Origin of the sequence: Enhygromyxa salina (assembly GCF_000737335.2) — a bacterium.
Classification (GTDB): domain Bacteria; phylum Myxococcota_A; class Polyangia; order Nannocystales; family Nannocystaceae; genus Plesiocystis; species Plesiocystis salina_C.
This window is the reverse complement of the sequence record NZ_JMCC02000066.1, coordinates 61,149-81,243: the sequence shown is the minus strand read 5'-3', so window position 1 is coordinate 81,243 and position 20,095 is coordinate 61,149. Positions and strand designations below refer to the sequence as shown.

The 20,095-nt window shown below is 67.7% G+C and carries 14 protein-coding genes and 2 tRNA genes; 6 read left to right on the top strand and 10 right to left on the bottom strand.

What is annotated here, in order from left to right; all coding sequences use genetic code 11:
• The first annotated feature begins 12 nt into the window (after positions 1-12).
• Entirely contained in the window at positions 13-762 is a 750-nt protein-coding gene (locus DB30_RS24140; protein ID WP_146660374.1) for a DUF4097 family beta strand repeat-containing protein, read from the top strand.
• Between the two features lie 201 nt (positions 763-963).
• On the opposite strand, the gene DB30_RS24135 is transcribed toward DB30_RS24140, so the two are convergent.
• Positions 964-1,047 (bottom strand) — tRNA-Leu (locus DB30_RS24135).
• Positions 1,048-1,098: 51 nt separating this feature from the next.
• Positions 1,099-2,307, bottom strand: a complete 1,209-nt coding sequence (locus DB30_RS24130; RefSeq protein ID WP_146660372.1) for a serine/threonine protein kinase — start codon at positions 2,305-2,307, stop codon at positions 1,099-1,101.
• Between the two features lie 203 nt (positions 2,308-2,510).
• On the opposite strand from DB30_RS24130, the gene DB30_RS24125 reads away from it, so the two are divergent.
• Together DB30_RS24125 and DB30_RS24120 are read left to right on the top strand one after the other, a co-directional pair.
• Positions 2,511-4,325 carry a serine/threonine-protein kinase gene (locus DB30_RS24125; protein ID WP_165703923.1) on the top strand — a complete coding sequence of 605 codons (1,815 nt, stop codon included), beginning with the start codon at positions 2,511-2,513 and terminating at the stop codon, positions 4,323-4,325.
• Between the two features lie 223 nt (positions 4,326-4,548).
• Positions 4,549-5,187 carry a YqgE/AlgH family protein gene (locus DB30_RS24120; protein WP_052552991.1) on the top strand — a complete coding sequence of 213 codons (639 nt, stop codon included), beginning with the start codon at positions 4,549-4,551 and terminating at the stop codon, positions 5,185-5,187.
• A gap of 454 nt (positions 5,188-5,641) precedes the next feature.
• Here DB30_RS24120 and DB30_RS24115 read toward each other — a convergent pair whose 3' ends face one another.
• The 3 genes from DB30_RS24115 to DB30_RS24105 all read right to left on the bottom strand — a co-directional run bounded on the left by DB30_RS24115 (position 5,642) and on the right by DB30_RS24105 (position 9,396).
• Positions 5,642-7,435, bottom strand: a complete 1,794-nt coding sequence (locus DB30_RS24115) for a hypothetical protein (protein WP_052552990.1) — start codon at positions 7,433-7,435, stop codon at positions 5,642-5,644.
• Positions 7,436-7,448: 13 nt separating this feature from the next.
• Positions 7,449-8,051: an MlaC/ttg2D family ABC transporter substrate-binding protein gene (locus DB30_RS24110; RefSeq protein WP_240480315.1), complete on the bottom strand. Its 603-nt coding sequence runs from the start codon at positions 8,049-8,051 to the stop codon at positions 7,449-7,451.
• A 235-nt stretch (positions 8,052-8,286) separates the two neighbouring features.
• Entirely contained in the window at positions 8,287-9,396 is a 1,110-nt protein-coding gene (locus tag DB30_RS24105; RefSeq protein ID WP_052552985.1) for a hypothetical protein, read from the bottom strand.
• Between the two features lie 453 nt (positions 9,397-9,849).
• Between DB30_RS24105 and DB30_RS24100 the strand changes: the two genes are divergently transcribed.
• Positions 9,850-9,923 (top strand) — tRNA-Arg (locus DB30_RS24100).
• A 3-nt stretch (positions 9,924-9,926) separates the two neighbouring features.
• Here DB30_RS24100 and DB30_RS24095 read toward each other — a convergent pair.
• The 3 genes from DB30_RS24095 to lepA all read right to left on the bottom strand — a co-directional run bounded on the left by DB30_RS24095 (position 9,927) and on the right by lepA (position 15,128).
• Positions 9,927-10,685 (bottom strand): hypothetical protein, encoded by a 759-nt coding sequence (locus DB30_RS24095; RefSeq protein ID WP_052552984.1) that lies wholly within the window; start codon positions 10,683-10,685, stop codon positions 9,927-9,929.
• Positions 10,686-10,855: 170 nt separating this feature from the next.
• A complete protein-coding gene (lepB, locus tag DB30_RS24090; protein ID WP_052552983.1) occupies positions 10,856-13,279 on the bottom strand; it encodes a signal peptidase I in 2,424 nt (807 codons plus the stop codon).
• Positions 13,280-13,286: 7 nt separating this feature from the next.
• A complete protein-coding gene (gene lepA / locus DB30_RS24085) occupies positions 13,287-15,128 on the bottom strand; it encodes a translation elongation factor 4 (protein WP_052552981.1) in 1,842 nt (613 codons plus the stop codon).
• Positions 15,129-15,650: 522 nt separating this feature from the next.
• Between lepA and DB30_RS24080 the strand changes: the two genes are divergently transcribed.
• Together DB30_RS24080 and DB30_RS24075 are read left to right on the top strand one after the other, a co-directional pair.
• Positions 15,651-16,511 carry a hypothetical protein gene (locus tag DB30_RS24080; RefSeq protein ID WP_052552979.1) on the top strand — a complete coding sequence of 287 codons (861 nt, stop codon included), beginning with the start codon at positions 15,651-15,653 and terminating at the stop codon, positions 16,509-16,511.
• Between the two features lie 68 nt (positions 16,512-16,579).
• On the top strand, positions 16,580-17,005 hold the full coding sequence (locus tag DB30_RS24075; protein ID WP_052552977.1) for a hypothetical protein: 426 nt from the start codon (positions 16,580-16,582) through the stop codon (positions 17,003-17,005).
• Between the two features lie 261 nt (positions 17,006-17,266).
• On the opposite strand, the gene DB30_RS24070 is transcribed toward DB30_RS24075, so the two are convergent.
• Positions 17,267-18,517 (bottom strand): cytochrome c3 family protein, encoded by a 1,251-nt coding sequence (locus tag DB30_RS24070; protein WP_165703921.1) that lies wholly within the window; start codon positions 18,515-18,517, stop codon positions 17,267-17,269.
• Between the two features lie 35 nt (positions 18,518-18,552).
• Entirely contained in the window at positions 18,553-20,070 is a 1,518-nt protein-coding gene (locus DB30_RS24065; protein ID WP_052552973.1) for a hypothetical protein, read from the bottom strand.
• Positions 20,071-20,095: the final 25 nt, after the last annotated feature.

Here is a 20,095-nt window from a genome sequence, read left to right as displayed (position 1 = left end):
ATGAGTGCCTGCGTGTTCGGTTTTCGAGGCGAGGTGGAGTTCGCCGACGAGGCGAACCTCGTCGGGCTCGACACCGTTCAGCTGCAGCTGCCCGCGACCGAGCTGGTCGTCACCGGCGAGGGCGCCCGCACCTTCCTCGATTGGCAGGGCAGCTGGGTCAGCCTTGGCGGCACCGGCAACGACGCGGTGACCAGCGCCCGCAAAGCGTCGCTGATCTGGGAGACCTGGGGAGCGGTCGGTCGGCTCAGCGCGGAGCTGCCCGTCGAGATCCGCGACATCACCAGCCTCGACCACCTCGACGTTCAGACCGCCGGCTACATGGCCCACGAGATCATCGGGACCGGCGACGTGTTCGTCAGCGGGATCGACGCGTACGTCTCGGTCGACCTCGACGGCGGCTCGGTCGAGATCCTCGGTGGCACCGAACAGCTGCGCATCTCCACGGCGCGCGGTGACGTCCAGCTCAGCACCAGCGCCGCGGTCAACGTATACAGCGGCATCGGTACGGTCACCGTCAACGCCGAGGCCGGCCGCGATCTGATCATCGACACGGTGGGCACGGTCACCGTCAACCTCGCGGACGTCGACGACCTCGACCTCGACATCGAGGGCGCGGGGGAGATCGTCGTCCAGCTCGACACCGCCAAGCACGTCGGCGCCGGCAGCTACCGGCGGGCGATCGGGGCCGCGACCCACACTGTCCAGATCCGGTCGGGCGGCGGCGGCGTCGAGCTGGGCATGCTCGTCTTGCCGGAGCCTTGAGGCCGGATCCTCGAGGCCGGATCCTCGAGGCCGGATCCTCGAGCCCGGATCCTCGAGCCCGGAGCCTCGAGGCCGGATCCTCGAGCCCGGATCCTCGAAGCCGGATCCTCGAGCCCGGAGCCTCGAGCCCGGAGCCTCGAGGCCCGATCCCCATGCCCCTGGACGGCAAAAAAACGCCCGGGACCGTGGGTCCCGGGCGAGTACCAGAGGCCGGACTCGAACCGGCAAGGAGTTGCCCCCGGCGGATTTTGAGTCCGCTGCGTCTACCAATTTCGCCACTCTGGCGAGCGGGACCGGAGCTTTAACACGGGCCTGGGGCGCCCGCAAGCGGGCGAGTCACGCCTCGCGCGGATAAGTCAGGCGCAGCCCAAAGCCGCCAAGGGCGATCTGGTCGCCTGGCTTGATCGCTGCGCGCGGCGAGATCGGCTGGTCGTTGATCGTGACGACGCGGCCCGGATCCAGGACCCGGATCTCGGCCTGGTTTGGCGGGCCCGCCCACTCGAGCAGGGCCCAGGCGACGTCGTCCCCCTCGGCTCGCAAGCGGATGTCCATGCCGGGCCCAAACCCGAGCCGATGCGCACCCGGAGGCACCATCCGATAGGCCACGCCGCCGCCCGGATCCGTGACCAACAAGGTGGCGACGGGCATCTGCCCAAGCTCGTGGTGGAGCACCCAGCCCAGCGAGTTGGCGAGCACGCCTGCGTCCTTGGGCCGCTCCTCGGGCTTCTTGGCCAGGCAAGTCTCGAGCAGATCCGCCAAGTTTTCCGGGACATCCTTGCAGTGCTCGTGCTGGCGCAGCGGAATGATCGGCCGCTTGACGTGGGCGTTCATCCACTCGACCGGATCGTCGGCCAAGGACTTGACGATCTCCGCGCGGGTTCGATCGGCCCAAAACGGGCAGTGCCCCGAGAGCAGCTCGTAGAGGATCACGCCGAGCGAGTACACGTCGCTCGCGGTCGTGAGCGTGGATGAGTAGACCTGCTCGGGCGGCGCGTACTGGGGGGTCCCCACCAGCACGTGCTGCGTCGTCACGTTGTCGCCCGCGAGCGCCTGGGCACCAAACCCGCGGGCCGAGGCGAAGTCGGTGATCTTGAGGTTGCCGGTGGGCTCGACCCACAAGTTCTCGGGCTTGAGATCGCGATGCACGACCCCGCGGGCGTGGACCTCGGCCAGGCCCAGACATGCCTGGTGGATCAAGCCCACGGCCTGCGGCGCGGACATCGGCCGATCGAAGTCGTGCCAGTGATCGAGGCGCGCGCCTTCGAGGGCCTCGAGCACGATGTACCAGTGATCGTTGCTCCCCATGCCCGAGTCGAACACCCGGATCACATGGTTGTTGGTCAGCTCCTCGAGCACCGTGATCTCTCGCAGCGCGCGTCGGGCTGTCTCCTCTGCCTGGACCGGATCGAGGGAGATCCGGACCGCGACTGGATGCTCGAATCCAGCGGCGTTGCACCGATAGACCCAAGAGCCGTCGTACTTGCGCGCGACCGAGAGAATCTCGAATTTCTCGTACCTGTCCCCGGGGTTGAGCTGCAGCACCATCGACAGCAAGCTAGCGCGTCGGGCATCCGGCTCACAAGCGTCATGAGCGGGTTTGAAGCGTGGCCGACCCACCGACAGGATGTTCCAGAGGTGAGGGAGCGTACGTTGTCGCGCGATCGCTCCGCTCGGTTGAGTTTTGATAGATCCGCTCGGATACTCGATGGCGCCCGGTCCCGATGGCGGGGCAGGTGAGGGACGGCCTGGTGAGCGAATCGGCGCATCTACACCCCGATCTCGAGGCGCTCGTTGGGGCCACGCTCCACGATCGCTACCGCGTGGACTCGCTGCTTGGCGTCGGCGGGATGGGGGCGGTGTTCAAGGCCTGCCACACCGGACTCGACCGTGACGTGGCGATCAAGGTCCTGCACCCAGAGATCGGTCGTGACGCGTCGGTGTCCAAGCGCTTCGATCGAGAGGCCACCAGCGCCTCGCGTCTCGACCATCCCAACTGCGTGCGGGTCACGGACTTCGGCACCACCGAGGCGGGGACCAAGTACTTGGTCATGGAGCTGCTCGAGGGCACCGAGCTCGAGGCCCGGCTCGGTCGGCCCTGGGCACCCGCTGCCACGATCGAGACCGCCAAGCAGATCCTGTCGGGGCTCGAGCACGCGCATCACTTCGGGATCGTGCACCGCGATCTCAAGCCCGAGAACGTGTTCATCACCACGGATTTTCGTGGCGAGGAGATCGCCAAGCTCGTCGACTTTGGGATCGCCAAGCTGCTCGATGAACGGGGCACCGAGAAGCTGACGCGGCAGGGGATCGTGTTTGGGACGCCGCGCTACATGTCGCCCGAGCAGGCCGCGGGCGGCAAGGTCGACGCGCGCACGGATCTCTACGCGGCAGGTCTGATCTTCTACGAAATGCTGGCTGGGCGCCCGCCGTTCACGGCGGATGATCCGGCGCAGCTGCTGCGCATGCAGATCATGGAGGAGCCGCCGCCGCTGCCGGACGCCGTGCCGCGGCCGCTCGCCAACGTGGTGCAGAAGCTGCTCGAGAAGTCGAAGATGGATCGCTTCGCCAGCGCGCGTGAGACGATCGAGGCGCTCGACGCCGCGTCCTCGCTGATCGCCGCGGCGCCGATCAGCGAACCGCCGACCCATCGTTCTGGCGCGGCTTGGCAGCCCGCACCGGCGCCCGCGTCCGTGCGCAGCGGGGCGACGATATCGACGGGCTCGGCGGGAGCCTCGAGTGCGGCGGGTGTTCGACGGACGGTCGCGCTGCGCACTGGTTCACACGCTGGCATCGGTCAGCCGGCAACGGGTGCGTTCGAGAGTCTGCCCGCGAGCGCGAGCGAGCACCCGGGGACAGCGTCCCATCCGGCGACGTCCCCCACGACCCAGCTTCAGCAACCCTCGGGCGCCGGGGAAGGCGTGTCGGTCACCGCCCCGATCGTGGTGGTCTCAGCTCCGCGCGCGGAGCCTCGCCCGCGCGAGTGGGCGCCGTTCGCAGCCGCGGGCGTCGCGTTGTTGATGATCTTCGCCGCGGTCGGCGTCGGGATGACCCTGATCAGCGGCGACGAGCCTCGCAGCGAGCAAAACGCGGACGCGGCCGCGAGCGCGCCCGAACACCTGGCAGTCGCCTCGTCTCAGCCCGTCGCAGGGCCGATCGAGGACGAGGCGGACCTCGCCGGTTCGGCGAACGACCCGCCGGCCCCTGGACCCACGCGGCCTGCCACGCTCGGCCCAGGGCGATCACCGGCGACCACGCCGTCTGGGTCGCCCCAACCGCGCGATAAAGCTGCAGACGCTGACGACGCCCCGGCGCCCCCGCACGAAAAATCCACGGATCCGAAATCAATTCCGAAGCCAGCTCCAACACCAGCTCCGGTCGATGGGACCCAACCGGCCGATGAGCGCGCTGACGAGCCGACAAACACGGTCACCGACGTCGACGCCGACACAGCTGCCGACCGCGACCGCAAACAGGCCGAGGACGAGGCAAAGCGGCGCGAGCACGAAGCGGCCAAGCGGTCCAAGAAGGCGAGCAAAGCCAAGGGCAAGGCCAAGGACAAGTGAGCGCACCCAGCATCGCAGCGCGCCACCGTCCGCTGGGCTTGTCCGTGGCGGCCGGTATCGACGAAGTGGCCTGGAGACCCAGTAGGCCGGCGTTTGGGTCAGTCTGGCTCAATTGAAGATCGGCGCGACCCGGCGCCAAGGATTGCACCACGGGCCTTCTGGGCGTTCGGGCTTTGTGCTTCCGCGCGTGTGCGGCCCCTCGCCGATGGGCTAAGCTGAGGTCGTGACCATCATCGATCGCAGCGAGCGCGGACTCACTCGGCACCTTCTGTGCGCGGTCCCGCAGTTGCTCGATCCGAACTTCCATCGCTCGGTCGTGTTCATGCTCGACCACGGGGAAGACGGCGCGCTCGGCTTGGTGCTCAACAGCCCCATGCGCACGACCTTGCTAGAAGTGGCGCGGTCTTTGTCGCTCGAGTGGGCCGGCGATCCCGACAGCCGGGTGAGGCTTGGCGGGCCGGTCGAGCAGATCCGCGGGTGGTTCCTGCACGATCAACCCGAGTGGGACACCGAGGCTGACCAGCTCGCCAGCGGGCTGTGGCTCACCACCTCGCTCGAGTCGGTCAAGCGCGACGGTGAGGGAGCCGAGCGATCCGAGCACATGCGCTTCGGTGCTGACGACGCCCACTTCATGTTCCTGCTCGGCTACGCCGGCTGGGGCGGCGGCCAGCTCGAGGCCGAGATCGCCGGAGGCAGCTGGGTCGTCGTCCCCGTCGTCGAAGACGGCGAGGACGACATCGGCGTCGACGTGGACTTCTTGTTCGACTGCGAGCCCGAGCGCATGTGGGTCGAGGCTCTGCACGCGATCGGGGTGGACCCACAGCGACTCGTCGGCATGCAAGGCAGCGCAGGGCTTCATTAGACCCCCACATAGACCTTAGACTTCGCCGACTGCAGCCGCTTCGCGTCTGGTCGCTTCGCTCCTCGGGGCTGGCTGTTCGCGGGCGCATGTGTGGCCCCCTTGAAGGGGGCTCAGGAGGCTTCGGCGGACGTGTACGGGTGCTTCGCTGACTGCTGGCGCTGGACGTGTGCTTCGCCGACTGCTGGCGCTGGAAGGGGGCTCGGGAGGCTTCGGCGGAGGTGTACGGGTGCTTAGCCGACTGCTGGCGCTGGAAGGGGGCTCGGGCGGCTTCGACGGACTGCAGTGGGGCTGCGGACAAATACGAATGGAGCGCCCTGCGGTGGCCGTAGCTGTCCAGACGAGAGCCCCCTTCGAGGGGGCCACACATGCGGATGCGAACAAACGGCCCATTGGGAGCGAGCGAAGCGAGTGACCGCGAAGTGCGAAGGCGGCTGTGGGGGTCTAAAAACCGCCTCTATCCCGGGTCGACGTCGGTGCACAGGGCTAGGGCGGGGCTCTGGAGGTCGGCTAGGGCGGCGCGTGGCAGGGCGGAGCAGCAGGCGTCCTCGACCCTTGGCGGTTGCTTTTGTTCACCCTCGAGGATCACCCGGGCCATCAGGTTGCTGGGAAGTCCGAAGCAACAGCTGGTTCGGCCGGGGTCGGCGTCGGGGAATTCGACTGTGCCTTCTTCCGGCTCGCAGGTTGGCGCGGCCAGGCACCGGGCGCCGGGGTCCAGACATCGCACGCGCAAGCCGGGGCTCTCGACGGACTCGGTGAAGTCGAGCACGGTCTCGGTGTTGGTCAGCAAGGCGCCGCCGATGAGGCCGTCGGGCTGGGCTCCCTCTGGGACGATCTCGCGTCGCAGGGCGAGCACGGGCGCCGCGGTCGCGGGGATGATGAGGGTGCTGAGCCATGCGCTGGTGTCGGGGCCGAGCTGCTCGTCGCTGAGCGCGACCTCGCCAATGACCAGGGCCGATGAAGAGATCGATGACCCAAGCTTCGCGCTTGGTCGCACCGGGCGACCCTCTGCCGCGAAACCTTTGCACTGTCGGACCAGGCCATCGAGGCGATCGCGGAGGCGCTGGCACGGCGCGAGACCGCTGGATTGGTCGAGGCCTTGGACCAAGCCCAACGAGCGCACCCGCAGCCGTTGCAGCTGGTCGAGGGCTGGCCAGCCGGGCAACACCAACCGACCCAGCTCGGCTTGGACACACGCGGGCGCGGTTGACTCCGGGCTGAGCGAGCCGCAATCGGGCAGCTGGTCGAGCGATCCAAACAGCCGGGCGGCGCTGTCCTCGAACAACACCAAGCCCGGCACCCCGGTCGCGACGACGAGCGTCGCGCTGCCACCGAGCTCGGCGGGGTCGGCCAGGCACGAGGTCGGCGCCTGGCCCCCGGTCCTGAGCTGGCACCCGGCGGACTCGGACCAACTGACCGCGCACGGCGGCGGGGCGACGCAGGCATCGACGAGCGCGCGGGTGCTCTCGAACAACAGATCTTGGTTATCTTGACCGATGTTCAAGCCGCCCGTCAGGCGGCAGTCCAAGCCCGGCGCGAGCTCGCAGTTGTCGTTGCGCAGCCGCCCGAGCAAGCGACCTGGGTACTGCAGGCGCAGGTAGGCGCGGCCCTGGTCCGCGAGCACCGTCTCGGTGCCCGGAAATTCCGAGAAGAACGCGACGCTCGGCGTCTCGCCGTCGAGATGACGCAGCTCGAGGGCGAAGTCCCGCAGGATGTTGGCCCCGATCACGCCGCCGATCACGACCGGGCCAAGATCGTCGCCAGCCTCCCACGCCCAGCCGTTCACGCTGGTCCCGGGTGCACGCACGATCGGGGCCTCGTGCAGGCGAAATGACGCCGTCGAGGCCGTCAAGGCCGCGTCGGTGGGGCTGTCGAGCAGCCCACCCGCCGCGCGCAGCTCGACACACTCTTCGCCAAATCCAAGCGTGTCGTCCGTGCTCGGCAGGATCGACAGCGGGGTCCCGCTGTCGAGCAGCAAGGGTCGGCAAGCCGCGGGATCACAGCTGTCGGGCGCCCCCGTGCAGAAGCTCGTGCAGCCGCCAACGGGCCCGGGACACGCGTCACCGGGCAGCCACGCCAGACGGGGCAGGGGCGCCGCTGGATCCGACGCCAGCGCGATCGGACGACTGAATTGCCCCTCGCCGATCACCTTGGCCTCTGTGCAGCCGAGCGCGGCCACAACCAACGAAACGACCGCGCTCCCGAACAGGGGCGCGGTCCAGCCAGACCTGGTGCCGTCTGGGGGAGGCATCAAACCGAGCTTATCAGTCCTCGGCAGCGAGCGCGTCCAGCTTGGCTTGGAGCTTGGTGATCACGCCGCCAATGCCCTGGTCCTTGGCGATCTTGTTGATCTCGTAGCGGTAGGTCTTGGCCAAGCTGACACCCTCTGTGATGATGTCCCGGACCTGCCACTTGCCGTCGACCTTGTGCATCACGTACTCGACGGTGACGGTCTGCTCCCGACCGTTCTTCTCGATCTTGACGCGGGTCGTGACCTTGAAGACGCCGTTCTTGCCGGCGACCTCTTCGACATACTCGACCGGGTGCTTCTCGGCTTTGCGGATCATCCGCAGGTAGTTCTCGCGGATCAGGCGGGTCAGCAGCTCGGAGAACTCGTCACAGCGGGTCTCGCAGACCGCGGCGAAGCGCTCGGGCCCGCCGAGCGCCGAGGTCGAGAGGTAGTCGTAGTCGAGCAGCTCGTCGACCTTGGCCTGCAGCTGGGCGTCGGTCGCCTTGTCCTTGACCAGCTTGACGACGACTTCGTGCTTGGCCTGGAAGGCGTCAATCGCGGAGGTCTCGGTTGCCTGGGCGACGCTGGGGGCGGCAAGCAGCGCGCCGACGAAGCCGAGGCCAAACAGACCAGTCAAGGAGGCGGAGAACACACGGGCGCGGAGTCGGTTCATCTGATTCTGGATTCCGGTGGTCGGCGCGGTACACATCACCGCAGCTCGCGGGGGCCAAGACGGTAGCTGGGCTACCAGTATTCAGCGGGTGATACCAGGCGCGCGAGGCTCCGAATTGTGTGCACAATGGTTCTCTAGTTGCGAGGATAGACACGTAATATCAGTAGCTTGGCGCACGAATGCAAAGTGTTACTCGAGCTCAACCCAGCAGCCGAAGCAAGATCACACCCAGCAACCCCAGCGGTGGCAGGGCGAGCGCGGAGGCTGCCAGGATCCCGCTGTGGCCCCGGCGCTTGCTGGCAGAGAGGGGAAGGGCGCCTGCCAACCGGGCTCGGGCGACCTGGGCCCGCATCACTGTGCCCGCGGGCACAGTCCACAAGCCGATCGCCGCTAGACCCAGCGCGATCCCCGGTCCGCCAGGGGCTTGCTCGGCGAGCGCGGCGTGCACCGCGAGGCCCACGACGATCGCCAGGCGCAAGTACGGCAGCGGTGTCATTCGCAGGAACTGCACGATGAGCAGCCGAGCCCAAGCGTCCGGGACCCTGCGAACCCAGCCCGGCGTTGGCTCGGGCTGGGGCGGCCCGGCCAGCGTGCGGGTCGCTTCACTGAGCCACGGGACCGCCTCCCACACACCCGCCCGATACAGCGCGGGCGCCGCCAAGCGCAGGCCAAGGGCGAGGAGCAGGGGAGTGAGGCTCACCGCGATCTGCGTGGTGCCGAGCGCGTGCCCGTCGACCCAGCGCTCCCACGACAGCTGGCCCGGCATCGCCAGCAAGACCGCCAAGGCCAGCGCAAACGCGGGTGCATACAGGTGAACGACGGCCTCGGGGGTCGTCCACCCGCCGCCGAGGCTTCGCTGCAGCTCCCGCGCGCGGCTGCCCTCGGGGAACCGGCGACCGAACATCGCCGCGAGCGCCGACGCGAGCGGCTCGAGCAGCCCCGCGAACACCACGAACCAGCAAAATTCGACGACCAGCGTGATGTCCGAGGCCAGATACAGCGCGCCAGCAGCCAGCGCGGCCGTCAGCGTGAAGGCGGGCAAGTGCGCCTGGATCCCCGCGAGCCAGTGCCGCGCGACGGCGATCGGCAGCGGCAGCCAGCGAATCCGATCGGGCGCGTGGAGAAACGTGAACAAACGCGCATGCAGACCGGACAGGAGCACCAGCGGACCGCCCAAAAACACCAGGCTGCGCTGCGTGGCGACGCCTTGGTCAGCGACCATGGTCATCACGGCCCACCACAGCGCGGCGGTGAACGCCGGGATCAGGTAGCTCGCTGGCGGCGGCGCGGTCGGTCGGATCCGATGCACGAGGCTGTCTTCAGCTCGGGGAAGCTTCTCGCCCGCTCACGGGGGCCCTCAGCGTACTGGCGCCCCGGTCTGCAGCCAAGCCAAGTGTTTTCAGCTCGGGCGAGAACTGTTTTCAGCTCGTGCGAGAACTGTTTTCAGCTCGGGCGAGAACTGTTTTCAGCTCGGGCGAGGGCTTCTCGCCCGCTTGCGGACGCCTTGGTAGACTGGTTCACCGCGGGCAGCGAACTGTTTTCAGCTCGGGCGAGGGCTTCTCGCCCGCTTGCGGACGCCTTGGTAGACTGGTTCACCGCGGGCAGCGAACTGTTTTCAGCTCGGGCGAGGGCTTCTCGCCCGCTTGCGGACGCCTTGGTAGACTGGTTCACCGCGGGCAGCGAACTCTGGCGTGCGCGCCTGCATCAAGGCTTGCGCTGTCGCTCGCGGCCCGCCACACTCCGCGTCCGTGTTCACACGTGCGCGCTCGTAGCTCAGTTGGATAGAGCACAGGTTTCCTAAACCTGGGGCCGCAGGTTCGAATCCTGCCGGGCGCAGTCTTACGGAGTAGGCGGATCGGGCGAGTAGGCGACATCGCCCATGAACTCGGGGACGGGCTCATGAGTGACGGGCTTGGGCGGCTCGGGGTCGATCGGCGCTTCGCCCAGGAACTCGGGGACGGGGGGCGGATCGGGCTCGATTGGGGGCTCGCTTGGGGGCCCGTGGTCGATGGCGATCTTGCCCATCCTGACGGGCTCTGGACGGACCAACACCGGCTCGGGCTCGGGCCCGATGTCGCCTTTGACCTCGAGAATCGGTGCAGGCTCGGGATCGCATGGCTCCGGCTCAATCGAGGCCATGCCAACCATCTCGTAAGGCGCTTCACCAACCATCTCGTGGGGGGGCGCTTCAACCGAGGGGCAGTTGCCTTCGCCGCGTGCCGCCGTGAACGCCCAGGGGCCCACCTCATAGACGCAGCGATCCTCGCGGATCTCGTCGGGCTCTGTATCTGTACACCCAGTCAGCAGCGCCAATGTCATGCCAGCGGCGGCGAGGGTCATCCGCCAGATGCTGGGCGCCGGGGCCATCTCGGGCAGGAAATTGACGTTGCCAGCCTCATCGGCGGTGTAGCGAACACAGACGCGACCCTTGGCGCTCTCTACATCCAACACGCTGCGAGCCTGGTGTTCGGTCATCGCCGAGAGATCGTGAACCTGCTTGACGCAGGACTCGCAGAACCGGCGAGCATCACCTTCGCGGTTCATCGCGTCCCAGTTCTCGTGGCAGGGGTCTTTGATCGGCAGGCGAAAGCGGCTCATGCGGGCGGCCTAACGCGGCGGTCGTGAATCCAGCTTACGCCGGTCGCCGTGCATCTTACTTTACATAATCTACCTTATCGGTCTTTTATCTGTGGCCGCGCTTGGGCCAGAACAGCGCTTGGCGTTGTTCTGGCCCAGCTATGGCGTATCCGCTGGATTCCGGGCGACGCTCAGTCGATCTTCTTCCAGAACCGAGTGGTCGGCCACCAGATGACTTCGGCGCGACCCTTGACGTTTCCGCGCGGCACGAACGGCCGTGGCCGGCTGACGCTCTTTTGCAGGTAGTTCTCGGGGTCCTGGCCCTTCTCGCGGGCGCGATCGGCCAGCGCCCGCGCGGTCGCGCGGTCTGGACATAGACCCGGACGGCACGCGAGCTCGACGACCATTTTCGTCTCTGGAACACTGAACAAGAAAGTATGCCCATTGGGCGTGTCGGCGTACCAGGCCACGGGCCCAAGCCCATCAACGGGCTCCGGGTCGCGCAGATCCTGTTTGCGAGCCTCCAGAGCGGCTTCTAGGCCCCCTTCCGGCTCGATCTCGACCTCGATGTTGACCGAGTGGCTGTCATCTAGAACCACGCCAACGACGGTCAGGTGGTCCCAGTAGTAGCCAATTTCGTTGCCCACGACCGGCTGCTCTGGGAGCCCGCCGACGTCGGCCTGGCCAAGCAGCTCCGACAGGCGATCCCGATCCTTGGCCACGACAGGAAACCGCGAGGCCACGGTGGTGGCCAGCGCGAGCGCGTCTGTCTGGGTCTTGCAGCGCTTGGGCCCGCAATCGAGCACGGCCAGGATCTGCTGATCCTCATCGGCGTGGACGACCGTCCAGCCGTGGTCGTGCTCGAGCACCCACGCCTGTGGGCCCAGGTCTGCGGCCAGCCCAGCCTCGCTTGGGGCGACTTCGTAGTGCTCCAGCATCGCGGGCGCGAGCGGCCCTGCCCCGTGCTCCGCCAGCGCGGCATCGCGCAGCACGGCGAGGCTCTCGTGGGGCGATCGCCAAGCTCGAATGCGCACACCCCCCTGCTCGGATCCAAACCGCCGCTCGAGGTAGCGAGTGTCCCGCTGTCCGCGGCCCGGATAGGTCTGGGTGCGTCCGTACTCGAAGCTGAGCAGCTCGCGGGCGTCGTAGTCGGGGTTGGCCTCGAACGACTTGACCACTTGTGCAGCGCGGGTGGCCAGGTCCGCCTTGTTCGCGCAGCGCTTGATGCCGCAGTGCAGACGGAACACGACCTCTGCGGTTGGTGCCCAGAACACCAGCTCCGAGGTCGCGTCGTGCTTGGCGTAGCGCATCTCGCCGAGCTTGGCGCCGTACTCTGCGATCCGATCGTCGGCCCCCTCGAGCTTGCCGATCATGCCGCTGAAGCTGACGGTCTCGGTTGCGCCGTAGGTGGCCGCGAGGCTCTCGAAGATCGCCCGCGAGTCGATCGGTGGCGCCCGCCAGGCCTCGAGGGTGAGATCGCGGGTCGGATCGCTGCGCTCGGCCAGATACCGGACCTCGTCGTGATGCCCGTCGTCGTTGGAGCGGATCGTGTCGCCGTCGTCGTGGAGCTCGAGCCGCTCGTTCTCGACCGCGGTCAGATCGCGGATGTCGGGCCGTGACAGCAGCCCGCCCGCGGTCACGGTGTCCCCGCTCACCGTCCACGCCAGCGAGTCATGCGAAGCGTTGCGGTTGTCACCCATGACCAGCAGGTAGCCCTCGGGGACCTCGAAGGTGCGGAAGCTGGGATCGTTGCTGCGCAGGTCGTCGCGGTAGCGGACCTCGTAGGTGTGCTCGTCGAGGGTCTCGCGGTACAGCGTGCAGTTCTCGATCGTCTGCGTCGAGTTCTCTGCCTGGCACTTGGTGTCCTCGATCTTCTCGCGGGCGACGGGCTCGAACCGCTCGCTGCCAGCCCGCTTGATCGAGATGTTGCGGCGGTCGGCGTTGACCCGGATCGTGTCGCCAGGCAGCCCGATCACGCGCTTGATGAAGTCGTCGGACTCGTCGAGCGGAAACCTGAACACGATCACATCGCCGCGCTTGATCCCCGAGATCCAGTCTTCTCCGACGACCCGGGTGGTCAGCGGGATCTGGACGCCGTAGGCGAACTTGTTGACGAAGATGTGATCACCCGCGCGCAGCGTGGGCATCATGCTGCCGCTGGGGATCTTGAACGGCTCGTAGACGCACGATCGGACCCCAAGCGCGACGACCACGGCGATCACGATGTTCTCGATCGTGTCTCGCAGCGCGCTCTTGCGGGCGAACGAGGCGTGTTGATGGAGCAGCTCGTCGAGGTGCTCGGCCTGGTACTCGAGCGCCGCGAGGTCCTCGTCGGGTCGCTGGGCGCGGAGGCTCTCGATCTCGGCGACGGTCGCCTCGATCTCCGCGATGACCTTGGCGTCGATCCGGGCCCGGTGTTTACGCAGGATCCGCTGGGCTTCCTTGCTGAGCATGCGCGCGCCCGAGCGCACGTGGCCGGCGGAGCGACGGCTGACGCGGGGGGCTCGCTTGACGTTGGCGCGCGCGTTGCGGCCCTGCGGGTCCGCGGGAACCTCGGCTTGGGCGGCCGCGGGTCGATCGCCGCGCGCGGCGTCCTGGGTGTCGTCGTCGGGCATCGGCGCGCTACTGCTCCAGCTTGAGGATCGCATGAAAGGCGCCCTGCGGGATCTCGACGTTCCCGACCGCCTTCATTCGCTTCTTACCCTTTTTTTGCTTCTCGAGCAGCTTGCGCTTGCGGCTGGCGTCGCCGCCGTAGCACTTGGCGAGCACGTTCTTGCGCAGCGCTTTGACCGTTGTTCGGGCGATGATCCGACCGCCGATCGCGGCTTGGATCGCAACCTCGAACTGCTGGCGCGGAATCTCTTCTTTCATCTTCACGCACAGATCGCGGCCGCGGATGAACGAGTTGTCGCGGTGGGAGATCAGCGACAGCGCGTCGACTTTCTCGCCGTTGACCAGCAGATCCAGGCGAACCAAGTCCGCGCGGCGGTACTCGCCGTGCTCATAGTCCAAGCTGGCGTATCCGCGCGAGACGCTCTTGAGCCGATCGTAGAACCCGAACACCACCTCCCCCAGCGGCAGCTCGTAGGTCAGCTGGACCCGGGTTTGAGTCATGTACGTGAGATCCAGCTGGATCCCGCGGCGGTCCTGGCACAGCTTGATGACCGGGCCGAGGTGCTCCTCGGGCAGCTGGATCCGCCCGATGATCATCGGCTCTTCGATCATCTCGATGTCGCCGGCCTCGGGGAACCGGGCTGGGTTGTCGATGATCTCGACGGCGCCGTGCCTGTGGGTGACCCGGTACTTCACGCTTGGCGCCGTGGTGATCAGGTCGAGGTCGTACTCCCGCTCGAGCCGCTCTTGGATGATCTCCATGTGCAGCAGGCCCAAGAAGCCCAGGCGAAACCCAAACCCGAGCGCGTCGGAGGTCTCGGGCTCCCAGGTCACGCTGGCGTCGTTGAGCGTGAGCTTGCCCAGGGCGTCGCGCAGATCCGCGTACTGGTTGCTGTCGGTCGGGAACACCCCGGCGAACACCATCTGCTGGACCACCTTGAACCCAGGCAGCGCCGTGCTGGCGCGGTCTGACGCGAGCACGATCGTGTCGCCGACCTTGGAGTCGGCGACCTCCTTGACGTTGCAGATCAAGAACCCGACCTCGCCAGCCTCGAGCTTGGTCAGCTTGAGCGGCTCGGGGGCGAACACGCCGACCTCGAGCACATCGAAGACCTTGCTGGTCGCCATGAAGCGGACGTCTTGCTTGGGCAGCAAGGTCCCCGACATCACCCGAACCAGCGAGATTACGCCGCGGTAGTTGTCCCACCATGAATCGATGATCAGCGCCTTGAGCGGGCCCGAAGGATCGGCCCGGGGCGGCGGCACGTAGGTGATGATCGCCTCGAGCAGCTCGTCGATGCCCAGCCCCGTCTTGGCGGACACGCAGATCGCCTGGCTGGCGTCGAGCCCGACCATCTCTTCGATCTCGTTCTTGGCCTTCTCTACGTCGGCGCTGGGAAGATCGATCTTGTTGATGACCGGGATGATCTCGAGGTTGGCGTCGAGCGCGAGGTAGACGTTGGCGAGGGTCTGGGCCTCGACGCCCTGGGCCGCGTCGACGACCAACAGCGCGCCGTCGCAGGCCGCGAGCGAGCGCGAGACCTCGTAGTTGAAGTCCACGTGACCGGGGGTGTCGATCAGGTCGAGCTGGTAGATGCGGCCGTCGTCGGCCTTGTAGTTCATGCGGACGGCCTGGGCCTTGATCGTGATGCCCCGCTCGCGCTCGATGTCCATGCGATCGAGGTACTGAGCGGTCTTGTCACGGTCGGCGATCAGGCCGGTGTGCTCCATCAGGCGGTCGGCCAGCGTGCTCTTGCCGTGGTCGATGTGCGCGATGATGCAGAAGCTACGGATATGCTCACGGACAGGCAGCTCCTGGACGTCTGCGGCGGGCTTGGCGATGCTGCTCATGGGGGTCGGCGCGCGCTAACTACCATACCTTTTTGGCCCCCCACAGGCGGTTTGGCACTTCGCCGACTGCAGCCGCTGGCGCGTCTGGTCGCTTCGCTCCTCGGGGCCGTTTGTGCGCGGGGGCATGATTGGCCCCCCAGAGGGGGGCTCGCTGATCGTCTGGTGAGGGTCTACAGGGTCTCCGCGTGCTGGCGTGGGACTTCACGTAGTGGGGGTCTGCGGGGTCTCCGCGTGCTGGCGTGGGACTTCACGGGGCTCGGGGTCGACGGGTTCTCCGCGTGCTGGCGTGGGACTTCACGGGGCTCGGGGCGGGCTCTTTGGCTCGGGTGGCGCGGTAGGCGTCGGTGCTGCGCTGAGTTCGCGGGCTTTGATTTCGGGGGGGCGTGCATGTCCGTTGGGGGGCGATCCTTCGCGGGGTTTGGGGTGGTGGGGGTCGGGGGGAGCGCTTGCTCGCTCGGGGCGGCCAGCCTAGGCTTCGGGAGCGTGGCAACTCGTCTTCATGGTTATCCGAGGGCTGCTCTCGTGCTGGTCTCGGCGTTCGTGCTGACGCTGGGCGCGGGCTGCAAGAACAAGGGGAAAAAGGGCGACACCGACGCGCCTGATGAGGAGTCGGCCGCCAAGGATGGGCCGGGGGGGCCGGAGCCGGGGGTCACGGTTGGTGAGGGCGAGCCCGATGGGCCGGGGCGCAATCGCAACGCCAAGGACCTCAAGTATTTGACCGTTGACGGTGAGCGGTGCGATCGCAACAACAAGCGCGAGCTTCAGGTCGACGTCAACCAAGATGGCTACGCCGATCTCGTCACCTTGTATGGCACCGACGCTGGCGGCGAGAAGATCTCGTGCAAGCAGGCTGATCTCAATTTCGATGGTCGGCTCGACGCGTTCATCCACTACGCACCCAGCGGCGACGTGACCCGCGAGCAGTACGACACCGACTTCGATGGGCGCATCGACATGGGTCGCTACTACGAGATGGGCAAGCTGGTCCGCGACGAGCTCGATCTCAATCAAGACGGCTTCGCGGACGCGTGGCGGGTCTACGACGACGCCCGCTTGGTTCGGGTCGAGACCGACCGCGACGCCAACGGCCGCCCGGACATGTTCACCTACTACGTCGGCAAGCAGATCGATCGCATTGGCTACGATGTCAACGGCGACGGCAAGGTCGACACTTGGGATCACGACGCGGCTCGGCGCGCACGCCTGGCCCAGCAAAAACGCAAGGGCAGCGAGGCCGACAAGCCCGACGAAGAGGTCTACGTCGACGAGGCCGAGGGCGACGGCAAGCAGGACGACGCCGGCAAAAAGGGCAAAGACGCGCAGAAGCCCGGCCAGAAGCCCAAACAAAAGCCCAAGCAAAGCCCCGCGGCCAAGGGCGAGTAGTCTGCCGTCGGGGCGAGCCCGCACAACCTCTGTGGGGGGGCGCAATACCCTGGTAGAGTTGCCGCGCCATGAGCCAAGTAGATCCCGAGGTCGACCCGCAGGACGAGGACGACATGGACGCGGACGCCGACGCCAAGCAGGCGGAGGACGAGGAAGAAGAAGCGGACGACCAGGAGCAGGACGACTATGGCGAGCCCTTCGACGCGCGCTCGTTCGGCGGCGAGTTCGTGTGGGCCAAGGCCAAGGGCTACACCTGCAAGATCCTTCGGGTCCGGGCCGGCGAGAAGGTCCTCGTCTCGACCCGCGGGCGGCAAGACATGGTCGTGATGCTGACGGGCGGTCGCGCGGTCCTCGAGGTCCTCGATGGGGATGAGACCGATCGCGTCGAGATCATGCCCGCGGCACCCGTTCGGATTCATCCCGAGCGCGAGCACCGGCTCGTGGCGATGACCGAGGTCGAGATCTTCACGGTCTACTCGCAGATCGTTCCGTAGGATTGTTTTCAGCTCGGGCGAGGGCTTCTCGCCCGCTTGCAGACGCTCTCGTAGACTGGTTCACCGCTGGGCAGCGAACTGTTTTCAGCTTCTCGCCCGCTTGCGGACACCGTCGTACTCGCGGCTGGCCGTGAGTCTCCCCCTCTGCTGCCCTCCCCTGCCCCGGCTGCGTCTGTCGGCTCTCGACATCTGGGTTCGCACGCCGATCCAGTCGAGGCCGAGACCGCAGGCCTTGGCCTTCAGGTCGTGCTCTGAGGTTCGCTACAGGCACTCGAGCGCGATGTCCCCCGGCGCGTGGCACTTGAGGCACACACGCCGGTTGCGACTCTCGAGGGCGGTGCACCGCGCCGAGCTAGCGAAGCCTGGTCCGTGGGGACTCGCGTCGAGCCCGGGGTTGGCGGCCCCGGTCGTGGCGTGGCAGGCCAGGCACGCGTCTTCGGTGTGGCAGCTGGCGCAGGTCGAGATGTTGCGCTGAGCCGGGAGCGCGTGGCCCTGCGGCGCACCCGGGGGCCCGCTCCAATCCCCGGGGTGGAAGCGCAGCGGCGACCCCACACCAAACGCGCTCTCGTCCCCCTCCGCGGTCACGCCCATCCGCAGGTGGCAGCCGCGACACTCGGTCTGCAGCCGATGACAGCTCGAGCAGTCTTGGGTGTTGGCCCGGGCGTCGAGGGCGTGGGTCGTGAGGTAGTCGCCCGCGTGCAGGCGCATCGGCCTGATCGGACCGGCGTGACAGTCGGCGCAGAAATTGTCGTCGTGGCAGCTGGCGCACAGCTCGGGGTTGGCCTTGGCGATGCCGCGGTGATCCTCGACGAACGCGAGGTCGTGCTCGGCCCCGCGGGAGGTGGCGCCTTTGGGCAGCAGCTTGGGCATCGTGGCGTCGTCGCCGATCACCGTGAGCAGCCGGCCGTCAACGCCGGTCGGGTGGCAAGTGCTGCACGTGTCGCTGGCCTGCTTGCCGTCGTGGCAGGTCAGGCACGTCGCCTCTTTGGGCAGCTGCGCGATCGTGGCCCGGCCGACCTTGGTCATGTCGCCGTGACAGCTGCCGCAGTCGGCCCCGCGCGCGAGGTGGGCCTGATGCGAGAACGACAAGTGCGGCCGCGGGAAGATCGTCGTCGCGGTCACGCGCTGTTCTTCCACGTGGGTGTGGCACTCGGCGCAGCGCGGCTGCTCACCGGCCGCGACGCGCGGGTGCTGATCGCCGTGGCAGGCGTCGCACGCCTCGCCGGTTGGGAGGTCGTTCTGCGACGACAGCTTGCTCTGGTCGATGCGCTGGTGGCACTGCTTGCAGTTGATCCCCTTGGCCAGATGCAGGCTGTGATCCATGCGCACGCGGATGTCTTGCTTGGGGTACACGGGTCCGCCCGGGCGGCGCGGGCCCTCGCTGCGGGCGGCCGTGGCGGGCGGTTGGCTGATCGGCTGCTTGGGTCCAAGCGCGCCAGCGAGCGGCGGCACGACCAGGCCAATCGCAAACGCGAGCACCAACAAGCACACACACGCCAGCGTGGTCGCCATCGCGCGCGCCATCCCCCCTGCGAACACTCGAGCGATCACGAGCGACGCCTCCCCGCGCGAAAGCTCCAGTCGACGGCGAGGTTGGCCAGCCCCCGAAACGCGTGAACCAGGTACGGCGTGATCAGCTCCTCGCCGAGCAGCGTCAGGTGGATGCCGTCCCACAGCTTGAAGTCCGCGCCGGCCTGAAACGACAGGCCAAAGCCCTGGCGGTCGGGCACTTGATCGTCTTGGTAGCGGGTGAAGTAGCTGCGCAGATCAATGCCGATCCGATCGTTGAGCACGCGGATCTGGCCGTCGACGCTGCCGCCCGCGCGCAGGCCCCCCTCGCCGCCTTGCGCGAACGCGTCGGTTCGCACGCTGAACCGCTTGTGCTGCCACAGGGCCGCGAGCGCCCCACCCCACCCCAAGGTCACGCTGGCGTCGGGCGCAACGCCGAGCTCGTGGGTGGTGTCGTTGCGGAAGATCCGGGCGCTCCCGCGCCCGAGCAGCGTCCAGCCCCCGCCGGCCCGAACTTGGTAGCTCAGGCGCACGTCCTCGAACGGCTGCAGCGTGAACAGGTTGAAGATCGAGTCGAGGTCGAAGCTGGGGATCGTGCGCAGGTACTGGGCGCGGATCGAGTGCTGCTCGGACACCGCCACGCCAAACCCGACGGACAGATCATCCAAGCGCAGCGTGCCCAAGTTGAAGCGCGCCGCCGCGAAGGGAGTGAACACCCCCTTGGCCAGGCTCATGTTCAAGGTTGCCGACACCAGCTCTTGGTCCACGCCGCCGATCACCCCCTCGCTGACCGAGCCATCCGGGGCGCCGGTCGGCTCGAGGATGTTGCGGTTGATGCCGGCCGGCGTGAAGGTCCGACGGTAGGCCACGCGGGCGTGGATCCACCGGTACTCCACCAGCGAGATCGCGGTGCCGAGCATGGGTGAGCCGGCCCGATCGGCGGGCTCGTTGCCGGAGGTCCCGTCGAGCTGCCAGGTTGGCCAGCCAAATACATGGGCGCCGTTGACCTGCAGGCCGCCGAACACCTCCACGGCCAGGTGCGCCGGGGTGGTGGCGCGGGCCCAGCCCCCGTCGAACGCGTACCAATCGAGACCGCTGGACTCGAACTGGCGCCCCGCTCTGAAGTCGAAAAAATTACCCAAGCGGCGGCCCTGCACGTAGCCGTACATCAGGTCGATCTGCCGGCCGTCGACGCTGGTGAGCACGGGGCCGGAGTCGGGCCCGGCGTCGCGCGAGAAATCGCCAAAGTCGTGGCGGACCCGCAGTGACGCGACGATCTCGATCTGCCCGTCTTCTTCGTCGCGGCGCCACTGGTCGACCTCGCGCGGGGCGAGCAGCTCGTAGACGCCAAGGTTGACGTACTGGACCAGCCGCGTGCGGCGAAGCAAGCGCGGCTCCGCGCCCGGGGCCACGACCACGTAGCCCTCGCCGATCGTGCGCGAGCCGACGCGGACCTCGGTCGCCGCGGCCGCGCGCGGGACCAACCACGCGCAGGCGCTCAGGGCCAGGCAGCGCCAAGCTTTGGCCAGAGCTGGCTGTGGCGCGCCTGGGATCATCCGTGCCGATCATGCTAACTGTTTG

Coding starts and splice junctions, on each gene's coding strand:
- DB30_RS24065 (WP_052552973.1), bottom strand. CDS start 20,070: ATGATCCCAGGCGCGCCACAGCCAGCTCTGGCCAAAGCTTGGCGCTGC.
- lepA (WP_052552981.1), bottom strand. CDS start 15,128: ATGAGCAGCATCGCCAAGCCCGCCGCAGACGTCCAGGAGCTGCCTGTC.
- DB30_RS24095 (WP_052552984.1), bottom strand. CDS start 10,685: ATGAGCCGCTTTCGCCTGCCGATCAAAGACCCCTGCCACGAGAACTGG.
- DB30_RS24115 (WP_052552990.1), bottom strand. CDS start 7,435: ATGCCTCCCCCAGACGGCACCAGGTCTGGCTGGACCGCGCCCCTGTTC.
- DB30_RS24075 (WP_052552977.1), top strand. CDS start 16,580: ATGAGCCAAGTAGATCCCGAGGTCGACCCGCAGGACGAGGACGACATG.
- DB30_RS24070 (WP_165703921.1), bottom strand. CDS start 18,517: ATGGCGACCACGCTGGCGTGTGTGTGCTTGTTGGTGCTCGCGTTTGCG.
- lepB (WP_052552983.1), bottom strand. CDS start 13,279: ATGCCCGACGACGACACCCAGGACGCCGCGCGCGGCGATCGACCCGCG.
- DB30_RS24130 (WP_146660372.1), bottom strand. CDS start 2,307: ATGGTGCTGCAGCTCAACCCCGGGGACAGGTACGAGAAATTCGAGATT.